The sequence below is a fragment of the Butyricicoccus sp. AF35-5AC genome (assembly GCF_003477715.1).
GTDB lineage: Bacteria > Bacillota > Clostridia > Oscillospirales > Butyricicoccaceae > Agathobaculum > Agathobaculum butyriciproducens.
In genome coordinates, this window is sequence record NZ_QUDX01000011.1 from 42,636 (window position 1) to 61,165 (window position 18,530).

Annotated in this window: 23 protein-coding genes and 1 pseudogene; 20 read left to right on the forward strand and 4 right to left on the reverse strand. The window is 49.4% G+C overall.

Annotated features, from left to right (window positions below):
* Positions 1-23 precede the first annotated feature (23 nt).
* The 3 genes from DWZ82_RS12350 to DWZ82_RS12360 are packed head-to-tail and all read right to left on the reverse strand — an operon-like array spanning position 24 to position 2,796.
* The gene (locus tag DWZ82_RS12350) at positions 24-1,292 is read right to left on the reverse strand and encodes a sensor histidine kinase (RefSeq protein WP_118481069.1); all 1,269 of its coding nucleotides are present in this window, start codon (positions 1,290-1,292) and stop codon (positions 24-26) included.
* Positions 1,289-2,065 carry a LytR/AlgR family response regulator transcription factor gene (locus DWZ82_RS12355; protein WP_243022949.1) on the reverse strand — a complete coding sequence of 259 codons (777 nt, stop codon included), beginning with the start codon at positions 2,063-2,065 and terminating at the stop codon, positions 1,289-1,291. The genes DWZ82_RS12350 and DWZ82_RS12355 overlap by 4 nt, the downstream gene beginning before the upstream one ends.
* Complete coding sequence (locus DWZ82_RS12360) at positions 2,062-2,796, reverse strand: tRNA lysidine(34) synthetase (protein ID WP_118481070.1); 735 nt, start codon at positions 2,794-2,796, stop codon at positions 2,062-2,064. Before DWZ82_RS12360 ends, DWZ82_RS12355 begins: the two co-directional genes overlap by 4 nt.
* A gap of 262 nt (positions 2,797-3,058) precedes the next feature.
* Between DWZ82_RS12360 and rplM the strand changes: the two genes are divergently transcribed.
* The 14 genes and pseudogenes from rplM (at position 3,059) to DWZ82_RS12445 (ending at position 12,373) form a co-directional block, all read left to right on the forward strand.
* A complete protein-coding gene (gene rplM / locus DWZ82_RS12365; protein WP_116704844.1) occupies positions 3,059-3,487 on the forward strand; it encodes a 50S ribosomal protein L13 in 429 nt (142 codons plus the stop codon).
* A 14-nt stretch (positions 3,488-3,501) separates the two neighbouring features.
* On the forward strand, positions 3,502-3,909 hold the full coding sequence (gene rpsI / locus DWZ82_RS12370; RefSeq protein WP_110437409.1) for a 30S ribosomal protein S9: 408 nt from the start codon (positions 3,502-3,504) through the stop codon (positions 3,907-3,909).
* Between the two features lie 465 nt (positions 3,910-4,374).
* Positions 4,375-5,196, forward strand: coding sequence for a ParA family protein (locus tag DWZ82_RS12385; RefSeq protein WP_003525135.1), 822 nt, complete (start codon positions 4,375-4,377; stop codon positions 5,194-5,196).
* Complete coding sequence (locus DWZ82_RS12390; protein ID WP_097772908.1) at positions 5,153-6,088, forward strand: ParB/RepB/Spo0J family partition protein; 936 nt, start codon at positions 5,153-5,155, stop codon at positions 6,086-6,088. The genes DWZ82_RS12385 and DWZ82_RS12390 overlap by 44 nt, the downstream gene beginning before the upstream one ends.
* 12 nt (positions 6,089-6,100) lie before the next feature.
* Positions 6,101-6,379 (forward strand): DUF5720 family protein, encoded by a 279-nt coding sequence (locus DWZ82_RS12395; protein ID WP_118481071.1) that lies wholly within the window; start codon positions 6,101-6,103, stop codon positions 6,377-6,379.
* 287 nt (positions 6,380-6,666) lie between these two features.
* A complete protein-coding gene (locus DWZ82_RS12405; RefSeq protein WP_117509620.1) occupies positions 6,667-7,545 on the forward strand; it encodes a DUF6017 domain-containing protein in 879 nt (292 codons plus the stop codon).
* A gap of 48 nt (positions 7,546-7,593) precedes the next feature.
* Complete coding sequence (locus tag DWZ82_RS12410) at positions 7,594-7,956, forward strand: DUF7768 domain-containing protein (RefSeq protein WP_118481072.1); 363 nt, start codon at positions 7,594-7,596, stop codon at positions 7,954-7,956.
* The gene (locus DWZ82_RS12415) at positions 7,949-8,260 is read left to right on the forward strand and encodes a DUF5720 family protein (protein WP_117509619.1); all 312 of its coding nucleotides are present in this window, start codon (positions 7,949-7,951) and stop codon (positions 8,258-8,260) included. Before DWZ82_RS12410 ends, DWZ82_RS12415 begins: the two co-directional genes overlap by 8 nt.
* A 101-nt stretch (positions 8,261-8,361) precedes the next feature.
* Positions 8,362-8,862: a PcfB family protein gene (locus DWZ82_RS12420; protein ID WP_050005939.1), complete on the forward strand. Its 501-nt coding sequence runs from the start codon at positions 8,362-8,364 to the stop codon at positions 8,860-8,862.
* Positions 8,859-10,688 (forward strand): VirD4-like conjugal transfer protein, CD1115 family, encoded by a 1,830-nt coding sequence (locus DWZ82_RS12425; RefSeq protein WP_118481073.1) that lies wholly within the window; start codon positions 8,859-8,861, stop codon positions 10,686-10,688. Before DWZ82_RS12420 ends, DWZ82_RS12425 begins: the two co-directional genes overlap by 4 nt.
* Positions 10,689-10,907: 219 nt before the next feature.
* Positions 10,908-11,060, forward strand: a pseudogene (locus tag DWZ82_RS12430) (Maff2 family mobile element protein); the annotation flags it as partial.
* Between the two features lie 70 nt (positions 11,061-11,130).
* The gene (locus tag DWZ82_RS12435) at positions 11,131-11,493 is read left to right on the forward strand and encodes a helix-turn-helix domain-containing protein (protein WP_442861237.1); all 363 of its coding nucleotides are present in this window, start codon (positions 11,131-11,133) and stop codon (positions 11,491-11,493) included.
* Positions 11,453-11,830: a TnpV protein gene (locus DWZ82_RS12440; protein WP_002584333.1), complete on the forward strand. Its 378-nt coding sequence runs from the start codon at positions 11,453-11,455 to the stop codon at positions 11,828-11,830. Before DWZ82_RS12435 ends, DWZ82_RS12440 begins: the two co-directional genes overlap by 41 nt.
* A gap of 51 nt (positions 11,831-11,881) precedes the next feature.
* Positions 11,882-12,373, forward strand: a complete 492-nt coding sequence (locus DWZ82_RS12445; protein ID WP_002584332.1) for a nucleotidyltransferase domain-containing protein — start codon at positions 11,882-11,884, stop codon at positions 12,371-12,373.
* A 118-nt stretch (positions 12,374-12,491) separates the two neighbouring features.
* Here DWZ82_RS12445 and DWZ82_RS12450 read toward each other — a convergent pair whose 3' ends face one another.
* Entirely contained in the window at positions 12,492-13,298 is an 807-nt protein-coding gene (locus tag DWZ82_RS12450) for a helix-turn-helix domain-containing protein (RefSeq protein WP_002584331.1), read from the reverse strand.
* Positions 13,299-13,781: 483 nt separating this feature from the next.
* Here DWZ82_RS12450 and DWZ82_RS12460 point away from each other — a divergent pair, with 483 nt between their 5' ends.
* The 6 genes from DWZ82_RS12460 to mobQ all read left to right on the forward strand — a co-directional run.
* On the forward strand, positions 13,782-13,970 hold the full coding sequence (locus DWZ82_RS12460; protein ID WP_002584330.1) for a hypothetical protein: 189 nt from the start codon (positions 13,782-13,784) through the stop codon (positions 13,968-13,970).
* Positions 13,967-14,308 (forward strand): DeoR family transcriptional regulator, encoded by a 342-nt coding sequence (locus tag DWZ82_RS12465; protein WP_002584329.1) that lies wholly within the window; start codon positions 13,967-13,969, stop codon positions 14,306-14,308. The genes DWZ82_RS12460 and DWZ82_RS12465 overlap by 4 nt, the downstream gene beginning before the upstream one ends.
* Entirely contained in the window at positions 14,301-14,597 is a 297-nt protein-coding gene (locus DWZ82_RS12470) for a DUF3847 domain-containing protein (protein ID WP_002584328.1), read from the forward strand. The genes DWZ82_RS12465 and DWZ82_RS12470 overlap by 8 nt, the downstream gene beginning before the upstream one ends.
* Positions 14,598-15,343: 746 nt before the next feature.
* Positions 15,344-16,804: an Lsa family ABC-F type ribosomal protection protein gene (locus tag DWZ82_RS12475; RefSeq protein WP_002584327.1), complete on the forward strand. Its 1,461-nt coding sequence runs from the start codon at positions 15,344-15,346 to the stop codon at positions 16,802-16,804.
* A gap of 214 nt (positions 16,805-17,018) precedes the next feature.
* Positions 17,019-17,564: an AAA family ATPase gene (locus DWZ82_RS12480; RefSeq protein WP_002584326.1), complete on the forward strand. Its 546-nt coding sequence runs from the start codon at positions 17,019-17,021 to the stop codon at positions 17,562-17,564.
* A 196-nt stretch (positions 17,565-17,760) separates the two neighbouring features.
* A partial coding sequence (mobQ, locus tag DWZ82_RS12485) for a MobQ family relaxase (RefSeq protein WP_147356936.1) occupies positions 17,761-18,530 on the forward strand: 770 nt, incomplete at its 3' end.

Sequence of the window (18,530 nt, forward strand, 5' to 3'; positions counted from 1 at the left end):
GAGCGTTTTTTCTTATGCAATTATTAAAGTGAAATTCGCAGGATAAACTGCTGATTCCTGACCGAAAAGCTGTATACGCCGCCGTAGCGCTCGACAATGCTGCAAATGCTGTGCACGCCGATGCCGTGTCCGGCGCAGTCGGAGACCGGCACGCCGTGGCTGAACTGCACCGGCTGCGTGCAGTCGTTGACAACCTGCAGGAAGAACTTTCCGGCTTTTTCGTATGTCTGCACCTCGATGTGTCCGGGAATGCCGTCCGCGCGCTCGCTGCATGCGTGAATCGCATTCTCAAGCGCGTTGGAGAGCAGCACGCACAGGTCGCTCTCGGCAAGCGGCAGCTGATTGGGCAGCACGGCATGCACCGCAAGCAGGATGCTCTGCGCCTTGGCGCGGTCGGCAAACGATGAGAGAATCAGGTTTGCGGCCTCGTTTTCGCAGTAAACGGTCACGCGGCTGGCTTCGATTTCCTCGCTGATGGAGTGAATGTACTGCAGTGCCTGCTCATACTGCTCATTCTCGATGCAGGCGGTGATGTACTGCAGATGATGCCGCAGATCATGCCGGTAGGTGCGGGTTTTCTGCTGAGAGATACGCAGTGCTTCAATCTCACGGACGGCTTGATGCACCTGCAGGTCAAGATTGCTTTTCAGCTCCTCCAAACGCAGCCGCGCGTGCTGCTCTCTGGAAATGTGAATCAGGAACAGCAGGTACGCCGCACTGCATACGAACGGCATGAACTCCACGACTACGGCCGAACCGGAGAACAGCAGGTCGGTGTAAACGCGGGTGGCATAGTCAAACGCATAGTACACCGCGGGCACAATGCCGAACTGACACTGCACCGCCAGCGAATACTGCGACACCGACCGGATGGCAGGTGCGGTCTTGAGCAGCAGAATGAGCAGCGGCACGGTGACGATCATTTCCACAGCGTACTGCATGGTGTCTCCGCCGGAGAAGATAGCGACCGCGATCAGCGCCAGCCAGCGCCGCAGCTGACAGCACAGGTACGCCGTCAGCACGGAAATCACCGGCCACAGGCGTTCATGACTGAGCGAGCACAGCGCGAGCACAAGCGGCAGGTGGGTGTGCAGCGGATACAGATAGCGTCCGAAGCCCGGGTCCACACCGAGGTAGGCGATGCCGGACAGGCAGAAGATCATCAGTGTGTACAGCAGCATGCGCTTTTTCGCCTTGGGCGTCCAGTGGATATTGCAGAATGCTGCAGAGAGTGCGATGCCGAACAGCGTAACGGCAACGGAGTTGCAAAGGTCAACAGCGAGTGCGATCATGTCAGGAACACCTGCTCTTTCTGAAAGGCGTGTTCAAGGTACGCATCCTTGATGTCGTTGTAGCGTCCGCGCGGAATGGGCAGCTCGGCGCGGCTGGACATAACAAGCGTTTTCGGCGTGATCATCTGGATATGCTCTAAATTTACAAGGTAGGAGCGGTGAATGCGCAGAAAATTCCTGTGTTCGGCAAGGCTTTCGCACAGGCTGTCCATGCTGCCGGCGGCCTCGAGCACAGTGCCGTCAGTCTTGTGCAGCAGCAGGGAACGGCGGATGACCTCGCAGTATTCCAGCTTATCCAGTTCAACGCGTGTGATGCCGGTTCTGCAGCGCAGAATCAGGCTGGCGCTGCTCTCACGCGAGCAGGCGGCAATGACCGAATCCATCAGCCGGAAGAAGCTTTCCGGCCAGATCGGCTTGAGCTGATAGAAATACGCGCCCACCGTATACGACTGCACGGCAAACTCTGCGGATGAGGTGAGAAAGATGATCTTCACGTTGGAGTCGTACTGACGGATCTCGCGGGCGGCTTCGATGCCGTTTTCGCCGGGCATGAGCACATCGAGCAGCAGAATATCAAAGCGTGCGCCCTTTTCGATGGACGCCAGCAGCTCGAACGGGCTTTGGAAGGCTGTCGGGGCGATATCGGCGTTGTGTTCCGCACGGTAGCTGCCGAGCAGCTCGTGCAGTTCATCGAGCACACTGAGATCGTCGCGCAGAAGCCAATCTGGATCATGGTTCTCATCTCCTTTCTTTTTATACAGGGAACAGATCATTTGTAATCGCGGCGGGTCTTGTCCGGTTCCCAGCCCTCGAGCGGGTAGCGCTGCATGGCGCCGAAAATGCGCTCGCGCACACCGGGCATGGTCTTTTCGAGACTTTTCAGCAAATCCTTGATCTCCTGCCGCTTGGTGTTGCCGTCCGCCGGACACGGATTGTGCACGATAGGCAGCTCATGCCGTTTGGCGAACGAGCGCACATAATGCTCCGGCACATACAGCAGCGGACGAATGAGCGTGATGTCGGCGCGGTCGAGGTAGGTTACCGGCGAAAAGCACGAAATGCGGCCTTCATAGAATAAGGAAAGCATGTAGGTCTCGACTACATCGTCAAAGTGATGGCCGAGCGCAACCTTGCTGCAGCCTGCCTTGCGGGCGGCATCGTGCAGAGCGCCGCGGCGTAGCTTGGCACAGAGCGAGCAGGGGTTTTCCTCGTGGCGGATATCAAACACGATAGGGCCGATCTGGGTGGGGACGCGGATGTACTCGACGCCCAGCTTGTCGCACAGCGTCTGTACAGGGGAGAAGTCCATCTCATCATAGCCCATCTCCAATGTAATAGCTACAACTGTAAAACGGTGCGGATAAAAGCGACTCAGTTGGCTGAGCGCCACGAGCAGCGCGAGCGAGTCCTTGCCGCCGGAAACGCCGACCGCAATCCTGTCGCCCTCATCTATCATATGGTAATGGTCCACCGCACGGCGGACATAGGAAAGCATTTTCTGCATAACAGTCTCCTTTTTGATCGTACATATTAAAATTTATCAGAAAACGCCAAAAATCGCAAATGCAAAAAATGAAATGCGAAGTGAGTATTCGAGAGTATAAGAGAGATTAAAAGAGAAAACAAGAGAATGTATTGGATTGAAGATATTTTTTCAAAATTTCGCTTGACTTGCGCAAAATGATGTGTTTTAATAAATATGCTCGTTTCGAGCGATTGATCAGTTGTCAAAGTATTTTTGATATATATAAACGGAGGAAAAAACCATGTCTACTTTTATGGCTAAGGCAGAAAATGTCGAGCGTAAGTGGTATGTACTGGACGCAGCTGGCAAGCCGCTGGGTCGTACTGCTGCAACCGCTGCAATGCTGCTTCGCGGCAAGCACAAGACCACGTTCACTCCCCATGTTGACTGCGGCGATTTCGTAATCATCGTCAACGCTGACAAGGCGGTTCTGACCGGTAAGAAGCTCACCCAGAAGTACTATCGTCATCACACCGGCTGGGTCGGCGGTCTGAAGGAAGTTCAGTACAAGACCCTGATGGCTGAGAAGCCGGAGTTCGCTATGCAGCTCGCAGTTAAGGGCATGCTGCCGAAGAATTCCATCGGCCGTCAGTCCGCTACCCGTCTGAAGGTATTTGCTGGCGAGAACCACAATCATCAGGCTCAGAAGCCCGAGAACTGGGAAAAGTAAGGGAGGATTAACTGATGTATACACCTAAGAAGGCATATTTCTATGGCACCGGCAGAAGAAAGTCCTCTGTTGCCCGCGTTCGTCTTTTCCCGGGCGGCACCGGTGAGATCAAGATCAACAACCGCACCATCGACAACTACTTCGGTCTCGAGACCCTGAAGATGGTTTGCCGTCAGCCGTTCGAAGTAACCGGCACCGAGGGCAAGTTCGACGTAGAGTGCACCGTAACCGGCGGCGGCTTCACCGGCCAGGCTGGCGCAATCCGTCACGGCATCGCTCGTGCTCTGCTGCAGGCTGATTCCGACCAGTACCGCGCAGCTCTGAAGGCTGCTGGCTTCCTGACCCGCGATCCGCGTATGAAGGAACGTAAGAAATACGGTCTCAAAGCAGCTCGTCGCGCTCCGCAGTTCAGCAAGCGATAATCGACTGCTCAGACTATATCAAAATGGTTCAAAAAGCCCGGAAAATCAAGGTTTTCCGGGCTTTTGCTATATCTAAACGGGCTGATATGGTTTGACCAAATTTGGCAAAACGAGAGCCGATTTCATCCAATTTTTAGTGGTCCGCAAGTGGTTAACTGGCCAAAAAGAGGGCGAAAAGAGGGGGAAGTGGTTCCCAAAGTGGTTAACCGAGAGCCGATTTTTGGGGTGCTTTTCAGCCCTCCTTTCCCTCGTTTTTTGGCTGTGGCAGTTTGGCATAGTTTGAGCTAATTTGAATAATTGAATATGAATTTGATGTAGCACACAGTATAAATGCTGGGTGCTTTTTTCATTTCAGGAACTCGTATTCCGGCGATAGAAAGAGCCGTCACTTCACTGTTAATTTTGAAGTGGCGGCTTTTTCTATTTCCAGAAGCAACAGCAATAATTAGAAATGAGGTGAAGTCAATGAACACGCAAATCATCGCCATTGCCAACCAGAAAGGCGGCGTTGGCAAGACAACGACCTGTGCCAACTTGGGAATCGGGCTGGCGCAGGCCGGAAAGAAAGTCCTTCTGATCGACGGGGACCCACAAGGGAGCCTGACAATCAGCCTGGGAAATCCGCAACCGGACAAGTTGCCATTTACATTGTCCGATGCAATGGGCAAAATTCTGATGGATCAGCCTATACGCACTGGAGAAGGTATTCTGCATCATGCGGAAGGCATTGACCTGATGCCTGCGGACATCCAGTTATCCGGTATGGAGGTATCCCTGGTAAATGCCATGAGCCGTGAGACTATCTTGCGGCAATATCTGGACACGCTGAAGGGGCAATACTCCCATATTCTCATCGACTGTCAGCCCTCCCTGGGGATGCTCACGGTCAATGCGCTGGCCGCTGCGAACAGGATCATCATTCCCGTTCAGGCGGAGTATCTGCCCGCCAAAGGGTTGGAACAGCTGCTCTCCACGGTAAACAAGGTAAAGCGGCAGATCAACCCCAAGCTCCAGATAGACGGTATCCTGCTGACGATGGTGGACAGCCGAACCAACTTTGCCAAAGAGATCTCCGCGCTCCTGCGTGAGACCTATGGCAGCAAGATCAAAGTATTCGGCACAGAGATTCCCCATTCTGTCCGGGCAAAGGAAATCAGCGCCGAGGGAAAAAGTATTTTTGCCCATGACCCTGGCGGCAAGGTGGCAGAGGGGTATCGAAATCTGACGAAGGAGGTGTTGAAACTTGAAAAGCAGCGCGAAAAAAATAGAGCTGGCCTCGGTAGATGATCTGTTCTCCACCGAAGAAGGCCGTCAGGATGCAAAGCTGGAAAAGATTCAGGAGATTCCGCTGTCTGAACTGCATCCCTTTAAGAACCACCCATTCAAAGTCAAGGATGACGAAGCCATGATGGAGACCGCTGACAGTATCAAGCAGTATGGCGTTCTGGTTCCGGCGATTGCTCGACCGGACCCGGAGGGCGGTTATGAGCTGGTAGCCGGACACAGGCGGCACAGAGCCAGTGAGCTGGCAGAAAAGGAGACTATGCCGGTCATTGTTCGGGATTTGGATGATGATGCCGCCACGATCATTATGGTTGACAGCAACTTACAACGAGAAAGTCTGCTCCCCAGTGAAAGAGCATTTGCTTATAAAATGAAACTGGATGCCATGAAACATCAAGGAGAGCGAGTGGATTTAACTTGTGCCCAACTTGGGCACAAGTCCGATGGTAGGAAATCCAGAGATGTTTTAGCTGAACAGGTTGGGCAGAGTAAAAATCAAATTCAGAGATTTATCCGCCTGACGGAGCTTATCCCCGAACTGCTGGATATGGTGGATGAAAAGAAGATTGCCCTGAACCCTGCCTATGAGCTGTCCTTTCTCAAAAAGGAGGAACAGGTAGACCTGTTGGACGCGATGGACAGCGAACAGGCTACCCCTTCTCTTTCTCAAGCCCAGCGGCTCAAGAAATACAGTCAGGAGGGGCATCTGACCCTCGATATGATGCGCGTCATCATGGGTGAGGAAAAGAAAAGCGATCTGGACCGAGTGACATTTACCTCTGACACCTTGCGGAAGTATTTCCCTAAAAGCTATACGCCCCAGCGGATGCAGGAAACCATCATCAAGCTGCTGGAGGCATGGCAGAAAAAGCGTCAGAGAGACCAGGAACGATGAAAGGAGCCGCCTATGAGGGATATTTCAGCCCGTGAGCTGAAAGGACACAACATTCTCGCCGTAGAGAGGTTTTGGGATAACACCCGCTGGATGATTGAGTTTTCCGTCCTGCGTCCCAGCACAGCTTACGGTAGCCCCGGAGAGGAAATACGACTGTTTTTGACTGAGGACGGGTATCAGGCCGCCCTGCAAAGCCAGCAGCGTCGGGAGATCAAGATCAAGCGTTACGCTCGTGTGATTGAGGGACATATCCTCGATTTCAAACCGGGAAAACACCGCCGCCACTCATAAACAAATCATTACTGCGAAAGGAAAGGATTGAAATGTGTACTGTAAAGGAAATCCGGGAAGCAATCCGGGAGGATTGCCATTCCCAGCATGGTATGGAATTTATAGAGATTGACCGTGTTCTGCAAACTCTGCCATTCTCTCAGGGAAATGACCTGTTGGACAGACCGCCCATTCCCAAGCGCCCCTACCGGCGCAGAAAAAGTGAACAAAACAGCTGACTGCCACAATTCTTTTTACAGGATTGTGGCTTTTTTCATACCCTGAGAAATTTGGAAGGAGTGAGGTCAATGGCCGTATTTCGCATTGAACGAACCAGAGATTATACCGTGATGAGCAATCACCATTTACGCAACGGGAAACTGTCCCTGAAAGCCAAGGGGCTGCTTTCCATGATGCTGTCCTTACCGGAGGACTGGAACTATACCACCAGAGGGCTTGCCGCCATCTGCAAAGAGGGCGTGGACGCTATCGGCGGCGCGCTGCGGGAGCTGGAAACTGCCGGGTACATTGTCCGCCATCAGCTGCGAGACCGGCAGGGTCGGATCAGCGATACCGAGTATGTTATCTACGAGCAACCACAGCCGAAGAACCCGGATACGCCCCAGCCGGATACGGCTTCACCAGATACGGAAAACCCGGATATGGTAAAACCGGATACGGAAAAGCCCGCAGAATTAAATATAGAGAAATCAAATACAGAAAAAACAATTACTTATGGATCAAGTACCGATTCTATTCCCTTCCGGGAGCCAGCGGCAGCACAGCTGCCGGAACGGAAAGGAAGGGATGCGATGTCTGTCTCAGAGATGGAAAGTTATCGGGATTTGATTCTGGAGAACATCGAGTATGACCACCTGTGCCGGGAGTTTACCACCTATCGGGAGGACCTGGACGAGATTGTGGAGCTGATGGTGGAGACCGTCTGCGCCAAGCGGAAAACCACCCGGATCGCTGGCAGCGACTTCCCCCATGAGGTGGTCCGCTCCCGTTTTTTGAAGCTGGATTGCTCCCACATCGAGTTTGTCATGGAATGCCTGCGGAACAATACCACCGAAATCCGCAACATGAAGCAGTATCTGCTTGCGGTGCTGTTTAATGCGCCGACCACGATCAGCAACCACTACACCGCACAAGTTAACCACGATATGTACGCAGGCGGCTGGTAAACAGCCGCTTTTCTGCTGCCCGAAAACACCGGGAGAAAGGATTTTGCCATGAAACGACCTCTTGCCTACATTACGGCTCCCTGGAGCAACAGCCAGTATGAGAACGCCGAGAACGCTGCGGCCTACTGCCGTCAGGTGTACGATGCCGGGTATTCGCCCATCTGCCCGGTGCTGTTCCTGCCTACCTTCCTCAAAGACGAGATTCCCCAGGAACACAAGGACGGGCTGGATATGGCGCGGGACTACCTGCGCCGGTCCCATGTGCTGGTGGTCTGCGGCCACGGCATCGACGAGACCGTGAAGAATGACATTGCCACCGCCGAGCGCCTGCGGATCACCGCCACCACCCTGGACGGTATCCTGGCCGTGAAGGGCCAGGGACGCAGGAAAGGAGGCGCACGCCATGCCTGAGCGTAAGACCGTGGGCCAGCTGATGGAGGAAATGCGCCTCAAAGCCGGGGCGCAGAACTACCACGGCCATGAGTACATGGATTTGGAGCGGTTTGCCGAGGACACCCGGCACATGATTATCTTCGATGTGCTGACCGACGATTCCCCGGTGGGCTGGAAAGGTGAACGAACCCGCCTGTTTCTGACGGAGGCCGGATACCAGAAAAGCCTGGAGAACCAGGAAAAGGGACACATCAAGATTCTCAGCCATGCCAAAGTGCGCCAGGGCCATCTGTACTATGAACGCTCCGACCAGCTGCGCTGAAAGGAGCCTGCCATGCTGAAATACCTGCTGCGGCGGCTGGTGGTCCCGCCTTAGTATCAAGCGCCACCCCTGCAAAATCCGTGGAAAGGAGGCGATGACCTATGCAGGAGGAAGTGGAAAACAGGACTTTGACGCTGGTAGTCAGCGGAACAAAATTTACCGGGCGGTTGATGAAAGCCGCCATCACCAAGTACCTTGCCCACCGCAAGGAAAAGAAGCTGCAAAAGCAGAGAAGCCGTGACGCGCCTGTGAAGCCCCAGGGCAAGCAGACGGTGAAACAGCTGATTGGTCAGAATCAAGGGGTTTCCAACATCGAGATCACCGACCCCTCCATCAAGGAGTTTGAGAAGATCGCGCGGAAATACGGCGTGGACTATGCGGTGAAGAAGGACCGCAGCAGCTCCCCACCCAAGTACCTGATCTTTTTCAAGGGTCGGGATGCGGATGCCCTGACCGCTGCTTTTACCGAGTACACCGGGAAAAAGGTCAGGAAGGCGGAGAAATCCGAGCGTCCGTCTGTGTTGGCAAAGCTGAGCCAGTTCAAAGAACTGGTAAAACACGCCGTCGTGGACCGGAACAAGCGGAAGGAGCTGGAACGATGAAAAAGCAGCTGAACATCAAAAAGCTCATTTTGCTGAACCTGCCGTATATCCTGATGGGGCTTTTCTCCACCAACTTCGGTGAAGCGTGGCGGATGGCCGTGGGTGCGGACGCTTCGGCAAAAATGCTCTCGTTCTTCTCCACGCTGCCGATGGCGCTGACCAGCTGGTGGCCCAGCCTGCACCCGCTGGACCTGCTGGTGGGCCTGTGCTGCGGTGGCGGCCTGCGGCTGGCTGTGTACCTGAAAAGCAAGAACGCCAAGAAGTACAGGCACGGCATGGAATACGGTTCCGCCCGGTGGGGAACCCGTGAGGATATTGCACCTTACGTTGATCCTGTATTTCAGAACAATGTGATTCTGACGAAAACGGAGAGCCTGACAATGAACAGCCGCCCCAAGGACCCAAAGACCGCCAGAAACAAAAATGTGCTGGTGATTGGCGGCTCCGGTTCCGGTAAGACCCGCTTCTGGCTGAAACCCAACCTGATGCAGATGCACAGTTCCTATGTGGTCACAGACCCGAAGGGAACCATTTTGGTGGAGTGCGGAAAAATGCTCCAAAGGGGCGCACCCAAGTTGGGGAAAGACGGAAAGCCCATGAAGGATAAGCACGGCAAGATCATTTATGAGCCGTACCGAATCAAGATCCTGAATACCATCAACTTCAAGAAGTCCATGCACTATAACCCTTTCGCCTATATCCATAGCGAAAAGGACATCTTGAAGCTGGTAACAACGCTGATCGCCAACACCAAAGGCGAAGGCAAGGCCGGAGACGATTTCTGGGTAAAAGCAGAAACCTTGTTGTACTGCGCGCTTATTGGCTATATCCATTATGAGGCTCCGGTGGAGGAACAAAACTTCTCCACCCTCATTGAGTTCATCAACGCTATGGAAGTCCGTGAGGATGACGAGGAGTTCAAAAACCCCGTAGACCTGATGTTTGACGCATTAGAAGCCGAGAAGCCAAACCACTTTGCGGTGCGCCAGTATAAGAAATATAAGCTGGCCGCCGGAAAAACAGCCAAGTCGATTTTGATTTCCTGCGGCGCTCGCCTTGCCGTGTTCGACATTGCAGAGTTGCGTGAGGTCACGGCTTATGATGAGCTGGAGCTGGATACTCTGGGAGACAGGAAAACTGCTCTGTTCCTCATTATGAGTGATACGGATGACAGCTTTAACTTCCTGATCTCCATGTGTTATACCCAGCTTTTCAATCTGCTCTGCGAAAAAGCCGACGATGTGTATGGCGGCAGGCTTCCGGTTCATGTGCGCTGTTTGATTGATGAGTGTGCTAACATCGGGCAGATTCCGAAACTGGAAAAGCTGGTGGCCACCATCCGAAGCCGTGAAATCTCTGCCTGTCTGGTGTTGCAGGCACAGAGTCAGCTCAAGGCGATCTATAAGGATAACGCAGATACCATCATCGGTAACATGGATACATCCATCTTCCTGGGCGGTAAAGAGCCGACTACCCTCAAAGAGCTGGCTGCCGTGCTGGGCAAGGAAACCATCGACACCTACAATACCGGAGAGAGCCGTGGGAGGGAAACCTCCCATTCACTCAACTATCAAAAATTGGGGAAAGAGCTGATGAGCCAGGATGAGCTTGCTGTTATGGATGGAGGCAAGTGTATCCTCCAGCTGCGCGGTGTGCGTCCTTTCCTTTCGGATAAGTACGACATCACCAAGCACCCCAATTTCAAGTACACTGCCGACGCGGATGATAAGAACGCTTTTGACATTGAAGCATTCTTGTCTGCAAGGCTGAAACTCAAGCCCAATGAGGTCTGCGATGTATATGAAGTAGACACAAAGGGCACTTAATTTCGTTCCGCTTTAGAAGGGAGTGATCTTATCTATTCGCCGCACCTGCCCTCTATGGGCCATTGGCGTACAAAGCGGACAATCGCGAGAAAAAATAATGAAAAAGGAGGACAGCCGGAATCAGGCCCCCGGAAACCGGGCGGCAGATTGTTCCGGCTTTTGTATGCCTATGAAACATGACAAACCTATTTTTTAATCAGATTCCGGCTAACAAACTATATGGCATTTTTTGAACAGGCAATCACCGTTCTTCAGACCCTCGTTATCGCGCTCGGTGCCGGTCTCGGTATCTGGGGCGTTATCAACCTGCTGGAAGGTTACGGCAACGACAACCCCGGCGCCAAGAGCCAGGGCATGAAGCAGTTCATGGCTAATTAAAGGGAACAAAAAAGAAAGGAAAACCAATCCAGACGGTATCAGCGGCAGGATACAAGAATAAATTGTGATTTCACAAGATTGGTGCTATAATAAGAGAAAAGTTCCTGCCGGGGCAGCCGCCCCGGTGGTATGGATAGAAAGGCAGGAAAACAATATGCCCATCAGCTATAAACCACTCTGGCACACACTGTTAGAGCGTGATATGAGGAAAGAGGATTTAAGGCTTGCTGCTGGTATGACAACAAATATGATTGCCAACATGAGCAAAGAGGGAAAGCACATCAGCATGGATACATTAGCCCGTATCTGCGAAACGCTGAATTGTGAGATTACCGATGTGATTGAGTTAGTACCAGACGAGCCTGCTTCCACAGGAGGTAAGGAACATGAGCGAATTGAAACCAAGAATAAAAGAAAACGGAATTGATTATATCCTTGTTGGAGATTACTACATCCCGGACTTGAAGTTGCCGGAGGAACACCGCCCCATCGGAAAGTACGGACGGATGCACCGGGAATATTTAAGAGAAGTCTGCCCAGCCAGATTACACACATTGACCCTGACCGGGGAATTGTGGACATATCTTGCAGACCTGAACGAACAGGCACAGAAACGGTTAGACACCATCATGGAGCAGATGAAAGCTGCCGAGGGCGTGACCGAGGAATTGAAGCGTACCCGTCAAATGGAATGGGTGCAGCGTTGCAATAACATTCACAACCGGGCAGAAGAAATTGTTTTACATGAGATGATTTATTCATAACGGTATGGTAGAATGATTATTACAAATTAGAAGTTGTAAAGGAGACTTTGTATGGGTAGAAAAGAAATAACAACAAAAGAAGATTTAATGAAAGTAATAGAATTATTCGAAAATACTGGAATTACATACTGGTTGGATGGCGGATGGGGTGTAGATATTTTAGCTGGTAAACAAACAAGAATTCATAGAGATATAGATATAAATTTTGATGCTCAACATACGGAAAAATTGTTAAATGTGCTTTTGAATCTGGGCTATAAAATTGATACAGACTGGAAACCGGTTAGAATAGAGTTATATAGTGATGAACTTGGTTACTTAGACATTCACCCGTTCGTTTTAAGTGAGGACGGAACTTCAAAACAAGCTGATTTAGAGGGTGGCTGGTATGAGTTTGAAAAAGATTACTTTGGTAGTGCTTTTTTTGAAGGAAAAACAATTCCTTGTATATCCTTAAAAGGCCAAAGAGTTTTCCATTCAGGTTATGAATTAAGAGATAAAGATAAGCATGATATTTCAATTCTTGAAAGTTTATCAAAATAACATTGCTGTAATTTCTAAGATAAATTCCACTTTATCGCTTTGAAATTTTAACTGAATAAGTATAGCACCAACCGCTGCTACATGGAAGCAAACACAACCATGCAACAGCGGTTTTTCTTTACCGTTTTTTCCTTTGACTGATAGGAGTTCCTGTTTTCTTTGATTTTTGTAGAATCCGAATGAGCCAGCGAAATTCTTCGTCTGACAGATTTTTATAGTTGATGCCGAGCTGCTTGCAGTAAAGGACAACCAGCTTTTCATCCCGACTGCCCTTGAAATTTTCAACCGCTTCCAAATTTTCTTTCAATTCATCGGCAACGGTGGTCTGGGGCGCACTCTCGCTGTCCTTTTTGTGGGCTTCCCGAATATCCCGGATAATGAGATTGAGGTCATCAAGAACCATGTGGCTGAAATATTCATCATCGCTGATATGGGCGGCTTGCAGCACTTTCAAATGCGGGTCGTCTTCGCCGGGGCGATACCGTTCAATGATTTCATGCCGGACAGTATCGACAAGGGCGTTGAGGTTTTGAATCTGCATGGTGGCAATCCCATCTACATAAATCTCAATGTCCGCAAGAAACTTGATAAAGTCCTTATGAGTGGCAAGCTCACAGAGCAGACGGTTGTTAATCCGACCGCCTTTCAGAAGTGCCACCATCTCATCATTCAAATGCAGCTCTGTTAGTGGCGTGTTGATCTGCTCCCGGTTCTCTGTCCGGCACAGCAGATAATCAACGGAAACCCCATAGAAGTCTGCCAGCGTGATAAGGTTGCCATGATTGATTTCCTTATAATCCTCTTTTTCATAACTGCCAAGAGCTGATTTGGAAATGCCCGTCAGCTCTGATAATTCTTCCAGATTTAAGCCTTTGTCCTTGCGGAGTTCCCAAAGGCGTTCCTGTATGCTTGTCGCTCCTTTCATGGGCGCACGCTCCTTTCCGGCGGTTTCATTACTGCCGCTTAACTGGATTATATCATACTTTCCGCAATCGTGGAAATTTCTGATTTTTACCCTTAATTCCTACTTTGTGGACATACGGCACAGGGCACAAAAATGTTCTATGATACAGGTAGTTCATCGATGGATTATTCCAATCGAATGACCAGCCTGTGTGGGATATGCTTCCCCGGCGATGTAGCGCCATGACTTTTGGCAGGGATATGGAGGAACCCTGACCGAAACGAGCGTACCAAAGGGAGCAATACGCCGCTGTGAGATTCAGGGGAGGAACGACACCGGGGAGAACTGGCGAACTGATACCGAAATGATACCGAAACACGACAATCTGATAGGGGGATAGTCTACCCTATTGCTGATACTTCTGGAGATTTTAGACGGCTCTATGACCGTAATTTTGCCGAAAATCGCCCCGAAACTATACACTAAAACGGGAGGAAACGCAATATGCCGAGAATGAGCAAAAAGAGGAAGCATGAGCTTTCTTTTTACCTCAATGACCGGGGGCGTGTCACTTACAACGAATTATGCCGGAAATGCAAGCATGGGTGCAAGCAGAGCTTCCGGGCGGTTGTGGTTGACTGCCCCCGTTATTTATCCAAAAGAGCAAAGAAAAAGGAGGAACACACCGAATGAATTTTGAATTTATGACGATAGGCACACCGTTGCCGCCCTGTATGCCCTTTCCCAGAGCGTTGACAGGATTTCCAGTCAGCAGCACCGCAAAGGTCATGTACTGCCGGATGTTGGACGCTATGCTATCCAACGGACAGGAGGACGAGAACGGAATCCTGTTTATCTGCTTCCCTGTCACAGCCATTGCCGCAGTCCTGTCCCGCAGCCCCATGACGGTCAAGCGTTCTCTGAATGAACTGGAAACCGCCGGACTGATCATGCGAGTGCGTCAGGGCGTTGGAGAACCAAACAGGATTTATGTGCTGATACCGGGAAAGGAGGACGCTGCCCTTGCCTGATACCTCAAAGCTGGAAAAGCTCAACCGAGAGTTGGAAAAGAGTGAAAAGAAACTGCGGAAAGCCATCAATGATGAAAAGGCATTGCAGCACCAGCTAAAGCAGCTTACCCGAAAAGAACGGACACACCGGCTCTGTACTCGTGGCGGTATGCTGGAAAGTTTTCTGCAAGAGCCGGAACGCCTGACAGATGATGATGTCATGCTGTTGTTGACACTCATTTTTCACAGGCAGGACACGCAGGAACTATTGAAGAAACTGCTGGAACGTGAGAAGCCGGAAACCCCTTAGTTTACTAAGGGCGCAATTATACACCACCCAAAGGTTGGTGCATTGCGTTCTCCGAAGGCTCCTTGCCGGAGGGCTGTGATTTTTCGCAGTCATGGTCTGCTCCAAATCATACAGGGGACGCTACGCTTCCCCTGCGCTGGCTACCGCCAGCTACCCTTTTGTGGACTTGTCATCTGGGGACACCTTGCGTTGCAAGCTGTTCCCAGCCGACAAGTTTCATAAAATATGCTATCTTTTCGATAGGCAATAAAGTATAATAAAGTCAGCAATAAATCGGAATTTTACGGTCAGTAAGGAATGCGTAAAGTTATATGATTGTATTATAAGCGATTTGTTAAATTTTTATAACCACTTGTATTTGCCTGCGATTTATGGTATAATATTTTGAAATTTAGAAAGAGGTGGGAAGATGATTAACTTTTCTTGCAAATAAAATCAAAATATGCGGTAGTGCTATACTTTGGCATTATTGTGTCTATTGCAAGAAAGTTATATGTCTATCTTACTCAATATAGTGCTGTTGCCACTTTTGCTTAGTGGTGTTATTTTATGCTATGACGAGCTGCAAGGATAAACTTTCTTGTGGCTCTTATTTTGTTTTGGAGGTGCTTTATGAATAGTGCAGAACAGATAGTTACACATGATTCACTCCGTATAGTGTCGGTTCCTTTTGGTGAAATCTATACGTAGTAAACATTCACCGAACCGACTTTGTATCGTATGACATGCAAAGGAGGATAATATTTATGTCAATGATTAAAATTGAAAACCTTACGTTTTCATATCCGACAAGTTATGATAATGTTTTTGAAAATGTCAGTTTCCAGGTTGATACCGATTGGAAGCTTGGTTTTGTGGGCAGAAACGGACGAGGTAAAACAACCTTTCTGAATCTTCTGCTTGGGAAATATGAGTATAGTGGAAAAATCCTATCATCCGTACAGTTTGATTATTTTCCTTATCCCGTTTCAGATAAGAATCGTATTACAGAGGATATATTGCAGGAGATTTGCCCACTTGCGGAAGAATGGGAACTTATGCGAGAACTTTCTTATCTTGATGTTGATGTCGATGTGCTTTGGCGACCTTTTGAAACACTTTCCAACGGAGAGCAGACAAAGGTTTTGATTGCCGCTCTTTTTCTTAATGAAGGGCATTTCCTACTGATTGATGAACCTACCAACCATTTGGATGCCAAAGCGAGAAAAAGTGTGGCGGCATATCTGAAAAAGAAAAAGGGATTCATCTTAGTTTCTCACGATCGTCGCTTTCTTGACGATTGTGTTGACTATATTCTATCGATTAACCGAGCGAATATCGAAGTGCAAAGAGGAAACTTTTCATCATGGATGTCAAATTTTGAGCGACAGCAAGAATTTGAACTGGCTCAGAACGAACGTTTGCAAAAGGACATCAGACGATTACAGCAGTCGGCAAAACGCGCTGCAGTATGGTCTGAACGTGTAGAAGCTTCCAAAATTGGGGCAGCAGATAAAGGTTATGTCGGTCATAAAGCCGCCAAAATGATGAAGCGTTCAAAATCTATAGAAGCGAGACAACAACAGACAATCGAACAAAAATCAGCATTGCTGAAAAATATGGAAACCGCAGAAGCCCTCAAGATACAACCGCTTAATTACCATACAGATTTGCTTGCATCATTATCGAATGTAGTAGTTTATTATGATGGCATTTCAGTTTGTGAACCCGTTTCGTTTGAAATAAGACAGGGAGAACGCATTGTGCTTGATGGAAAGAACGGCAGTGGCAAAAGTAGCCTGTTAAAGTTGGTAGTCGGGCAGTCCATAGATTATACGGGTACAGTAACACTTGGCTCTGGGCTTGTAATTTCTTATGTGCCACAGGATACATCGTATTTATGTGGAACCCTTTCCGAGTTTGCAGAAGAAAACAACCTTGATGAAAGTTTGTTCAAGGCAATTCTTAGGAAAATGGACTTTGAGCGTGTACAGTTTGAAAAGGATATTAAAGACTTTTCTGGCGGGCAAAAGAAGAAAGTCCTAATTGCGAAAAGCCTTTGTGAAAAGGCACACTTGTATGTATGGGATGAACCGCTCAACTTTATTGATGTGTACTCACGTATGCAGATTGAACAACTCATAACGGAGTTTGCCCCGACCATGCTCCTGGTAGAACATGACAGTGTTTTTCGAGATACTGTGGCAAGTAAAATTGTGAATATCTAAATTGGTTCTTCCGCAATTTTACGTTTTTCGCTTTAATAAAAATGGAGAATGCTGATTTACACTGGCATTCCAGTATTGAAAAATTACAAAATACGGATAATTGCGTAAGAACCTCTAAATTAAAATAATTGTATGGGTTAATTCCAGCTTTACAGAGACTCAAATTCCAGTTTGTAGAATTAAGAAAATCGTAATTTGTGGAGGTAAAATATAGATGAATCAAGGTAGAATTATTGTAATCACAGGTGCGCCGGGGACAGGAAAAACTACAACGGCATCTGCTGTTGCAAAAGAATCAGATTTGGAAAAGTCTGTGCATATGCACACAGATGACTTTTATCATTATTTGAGTAAAGGGGCAATACCACCGCATTTGCCAGAATCAAATGAGCAAAATTTGATTGTCATTGAAGCGTTTTTAGAAGCTGCGAAGCGATATGCTCGTGGTGGATATGATGTAATTGTTGACGGTATTATCGGACCGTGGTTTTTAAAGCCGTGGCAAAGTCTTGTTCGGGAACATTATGAGGTGCATTATATTATTTTAAGGGCAAGTAAGGAAGAAACCTTGAAGCGAGCTGTTGAACGCTCAAAGTTAGACCGAAAGACAAATATCGAATTGGTAGAAACCATGTGGGAGCAATTTTGCAATCTGGGAATATATGAATCGAATGTTATAGATACGACCACTTATTCCATTCAAGAAACTGTTTCCGCAGTACAAGAAAAAATCGCAAGTAGGGCAGCGTTGTTGTCTTAGATTGTTTTGGTGCAATTCCAGTTTGTTAGCTTTACATCGGGTCAACTTGTCCCGAACTTTTACAACTAAATACCCGCCGCTCACACAGTGGCACACCGAGCAGGAAATCTGAAAAAGGTCTCCTGCTTTTTTTCTGCCCAAAATGAGGTGGTAAAACGCCACCCCATCCACCAATTAGCGAAAGGAGGGACACGAAATGCCTTGTCCACACAACGAAATCACGATTGTTCAGCGCAGCCAGCGGCAGTCTGCTGTTGCCGCCGCTGCTTACCAGAGTGGCGAAAAGCTGTTCTGTGAATACGACCAGCAAGTGAAGCACTACCCGGAAAAGCGTGGTATCGTCCACAATGAAATCCTGCTCCCGGCAAATGCTCCACAGGAATATGCAGACCGCAATACTTTATGGAATGCCGCCGAAGCGGTGGAAAAGCAATGGAACTCCCAGCTTGCAAGGCGGTGGGTGCTTACCATTCCCAGAGAGATACCGCCCGACCAGTACGCTGTCCTTGTACGGGAGTTTTGTGAACAGCAGTTTGTTTCCAAAGGCATGATTGCTGATTTTGCCATCCATGACCCCCATCCGCCGGGACACAATCCCCACGCCCATGTCCTGCTGACTATGAGAGCAATGGACGAGCATGGAAAATGGCTTCCCAAGAGCCGTAAGGTTTATGACCTTGACGAGAACGGGGAACGGATAAAGCTGCCATCCGGCAGGTGGAAAAGCCACAAGGAGGATACGGTGGACTGGAACGACCAGAAGTATTGTGAAATCTGGCGGCATGAATGGGAGGTCATCCAGAACCGCTATCTGGACGCCAATGACCGCCCGGAGCGTGTGGACTTGCGTTCCTATGCCAGACAGGGGCTTGATATAGTCCCCACTGTCCATGAGGGGACTGCTGTCCGGCAGATGGAAAAGCGAGGTATCCAGACGAATATCGGCAACCTGAACCGGGAAATCAG

Bases quoted from the DNA above. Each gene is read 5' to 3' on its own strand.
- DWZ82_RS12350 (WP_118481069.1), bottom strand. From the start codon at position 1,292: ATGATCGCACTCGCTGTTGACCTTTGCAACTCCGTTGCCGTTACGCTG.
- DWZ82_RS12385 (WP_003525135.1), top strand. From the start codon at position 4,375: ATGAACACGCAAATCATCGCCATTGCCAACCAGAAAGGCGGCGTTGGC.
- DWZ82_RS12415 (WP_117509619.1), top strand. From the start codon at position 7,949: ATGCCTGAGCGTAAGACCGTGGGCCAGCTGATGGAGGAAATGCGCCTC.
- DWZ82_RS12445 (WP_002584332.1), top strand. From the start codon at position 11,882: ATGGGTAGAAAAGAAATAACAACAAAAGAAGATTTAATGAAAGTAATA.
- DWZ82_RS12395 (WP_118481071.1), top strand. From the start codon at position 6,101: ATGAGGGATATTTCAGCCCGTGAGCTGAAAGGACACAACATTCTCGCC.
- DWZ82_RS12410 (WP_118481072.1), top strand. From the start codon at position 7,594: ATGAAACGACCTCTTGCCTACATTACGGCTCCCTGGAGCAACAGCCAG.
- DWZ82_RS12475 (WP_002584327.1), top strand. From the start codon at position 15,344: ATGTCAATGATTAAAATTGAAAACCTTACGTTTTCATATCCGACAAGT.
- DWZ82_RS12465 (WP_002584329.1), top strand. From the start codon at position 13,967: ATGAATTTTGAATTTATGACGATAGGCACACCGTTGCCGCCCTGTATG.
- DWZ82_RS12420 (WP_050005939.1), top strand. From the start codon at position 8,362: ATGCAGGAGGAAGTGGAAAACAGGACTTTGACGCTGGTAGTCAGCGGA.
- DWZ82_RS12425 (WP_118481073.1), top strand. From the start codon at position 8,859: ATGAAAAAGCAGCTGAACATCAAAAAGCTCATTTTGCTGAACCTGCCG.
- rpsI (WP_110437409.1), top strand. From the start codon at position 3,502: ATGTATACACCTAAGAAGGCATATTTCTATGGCACCGGCAGAAGAAAG.
- DWZ82_RS12480 (WP_002584326.1), top strand. From the start codon at position 17,019: ATGAATCAAGGTAGAATTATTGTAATCACAGGTGCGCCGGGGACAGGA.
- rplM (WP_116704844.1), top strand. From the start codon at position 3,059: ATGTCTACTTTTATGGCTAAGGCAGAAAATGTCGAGCGTAAGTGGTAT.
- DWZ82_RS12405 (WP_117509620.1), top strand. From the start codon at position 6,667: ATGGCCGTATTTCGCATTGAACGAACCAGAGATTATACCGTGATGAGC.
- DWZ82_RS12450 (WP_002584331.1), bottom strand. From the start codon at position 13,298: ATGAAAGGAGCGACAAGCATACAGGAACGCCTTTGGGAACTCCGCAAG.
- DWZ82_RS12440 (WP_002584333.1), top strand. From the start codon at position 11,453: ATGAGCGAATTGAAACCAAGAATAAAAGAAAACGGAATTGATTATATC.
- DWZ82_RS12360 (WP_118481070.1), bottom strand. From the start codon at position 2,796: ATGCAGAAAATGCTTTCCTATGTCCGCCGTGCGGTGGACCATTACCAT.
- DWZ82_RS12460 (WP_002584330.1), top strand. From the start codon at position 13,782: ATGCCGAGAATGAGCAAAAAGAGGAAGCATGAGCTTTCTTTTTACCTC.
- DWZ82_RS12355 (WP_243022949.1), bottom strand. From the start codon at position 2,065: ATGATCTGTTCCCTGTATAAAAAGAAAGGAGATGAGAACCATGATCCA.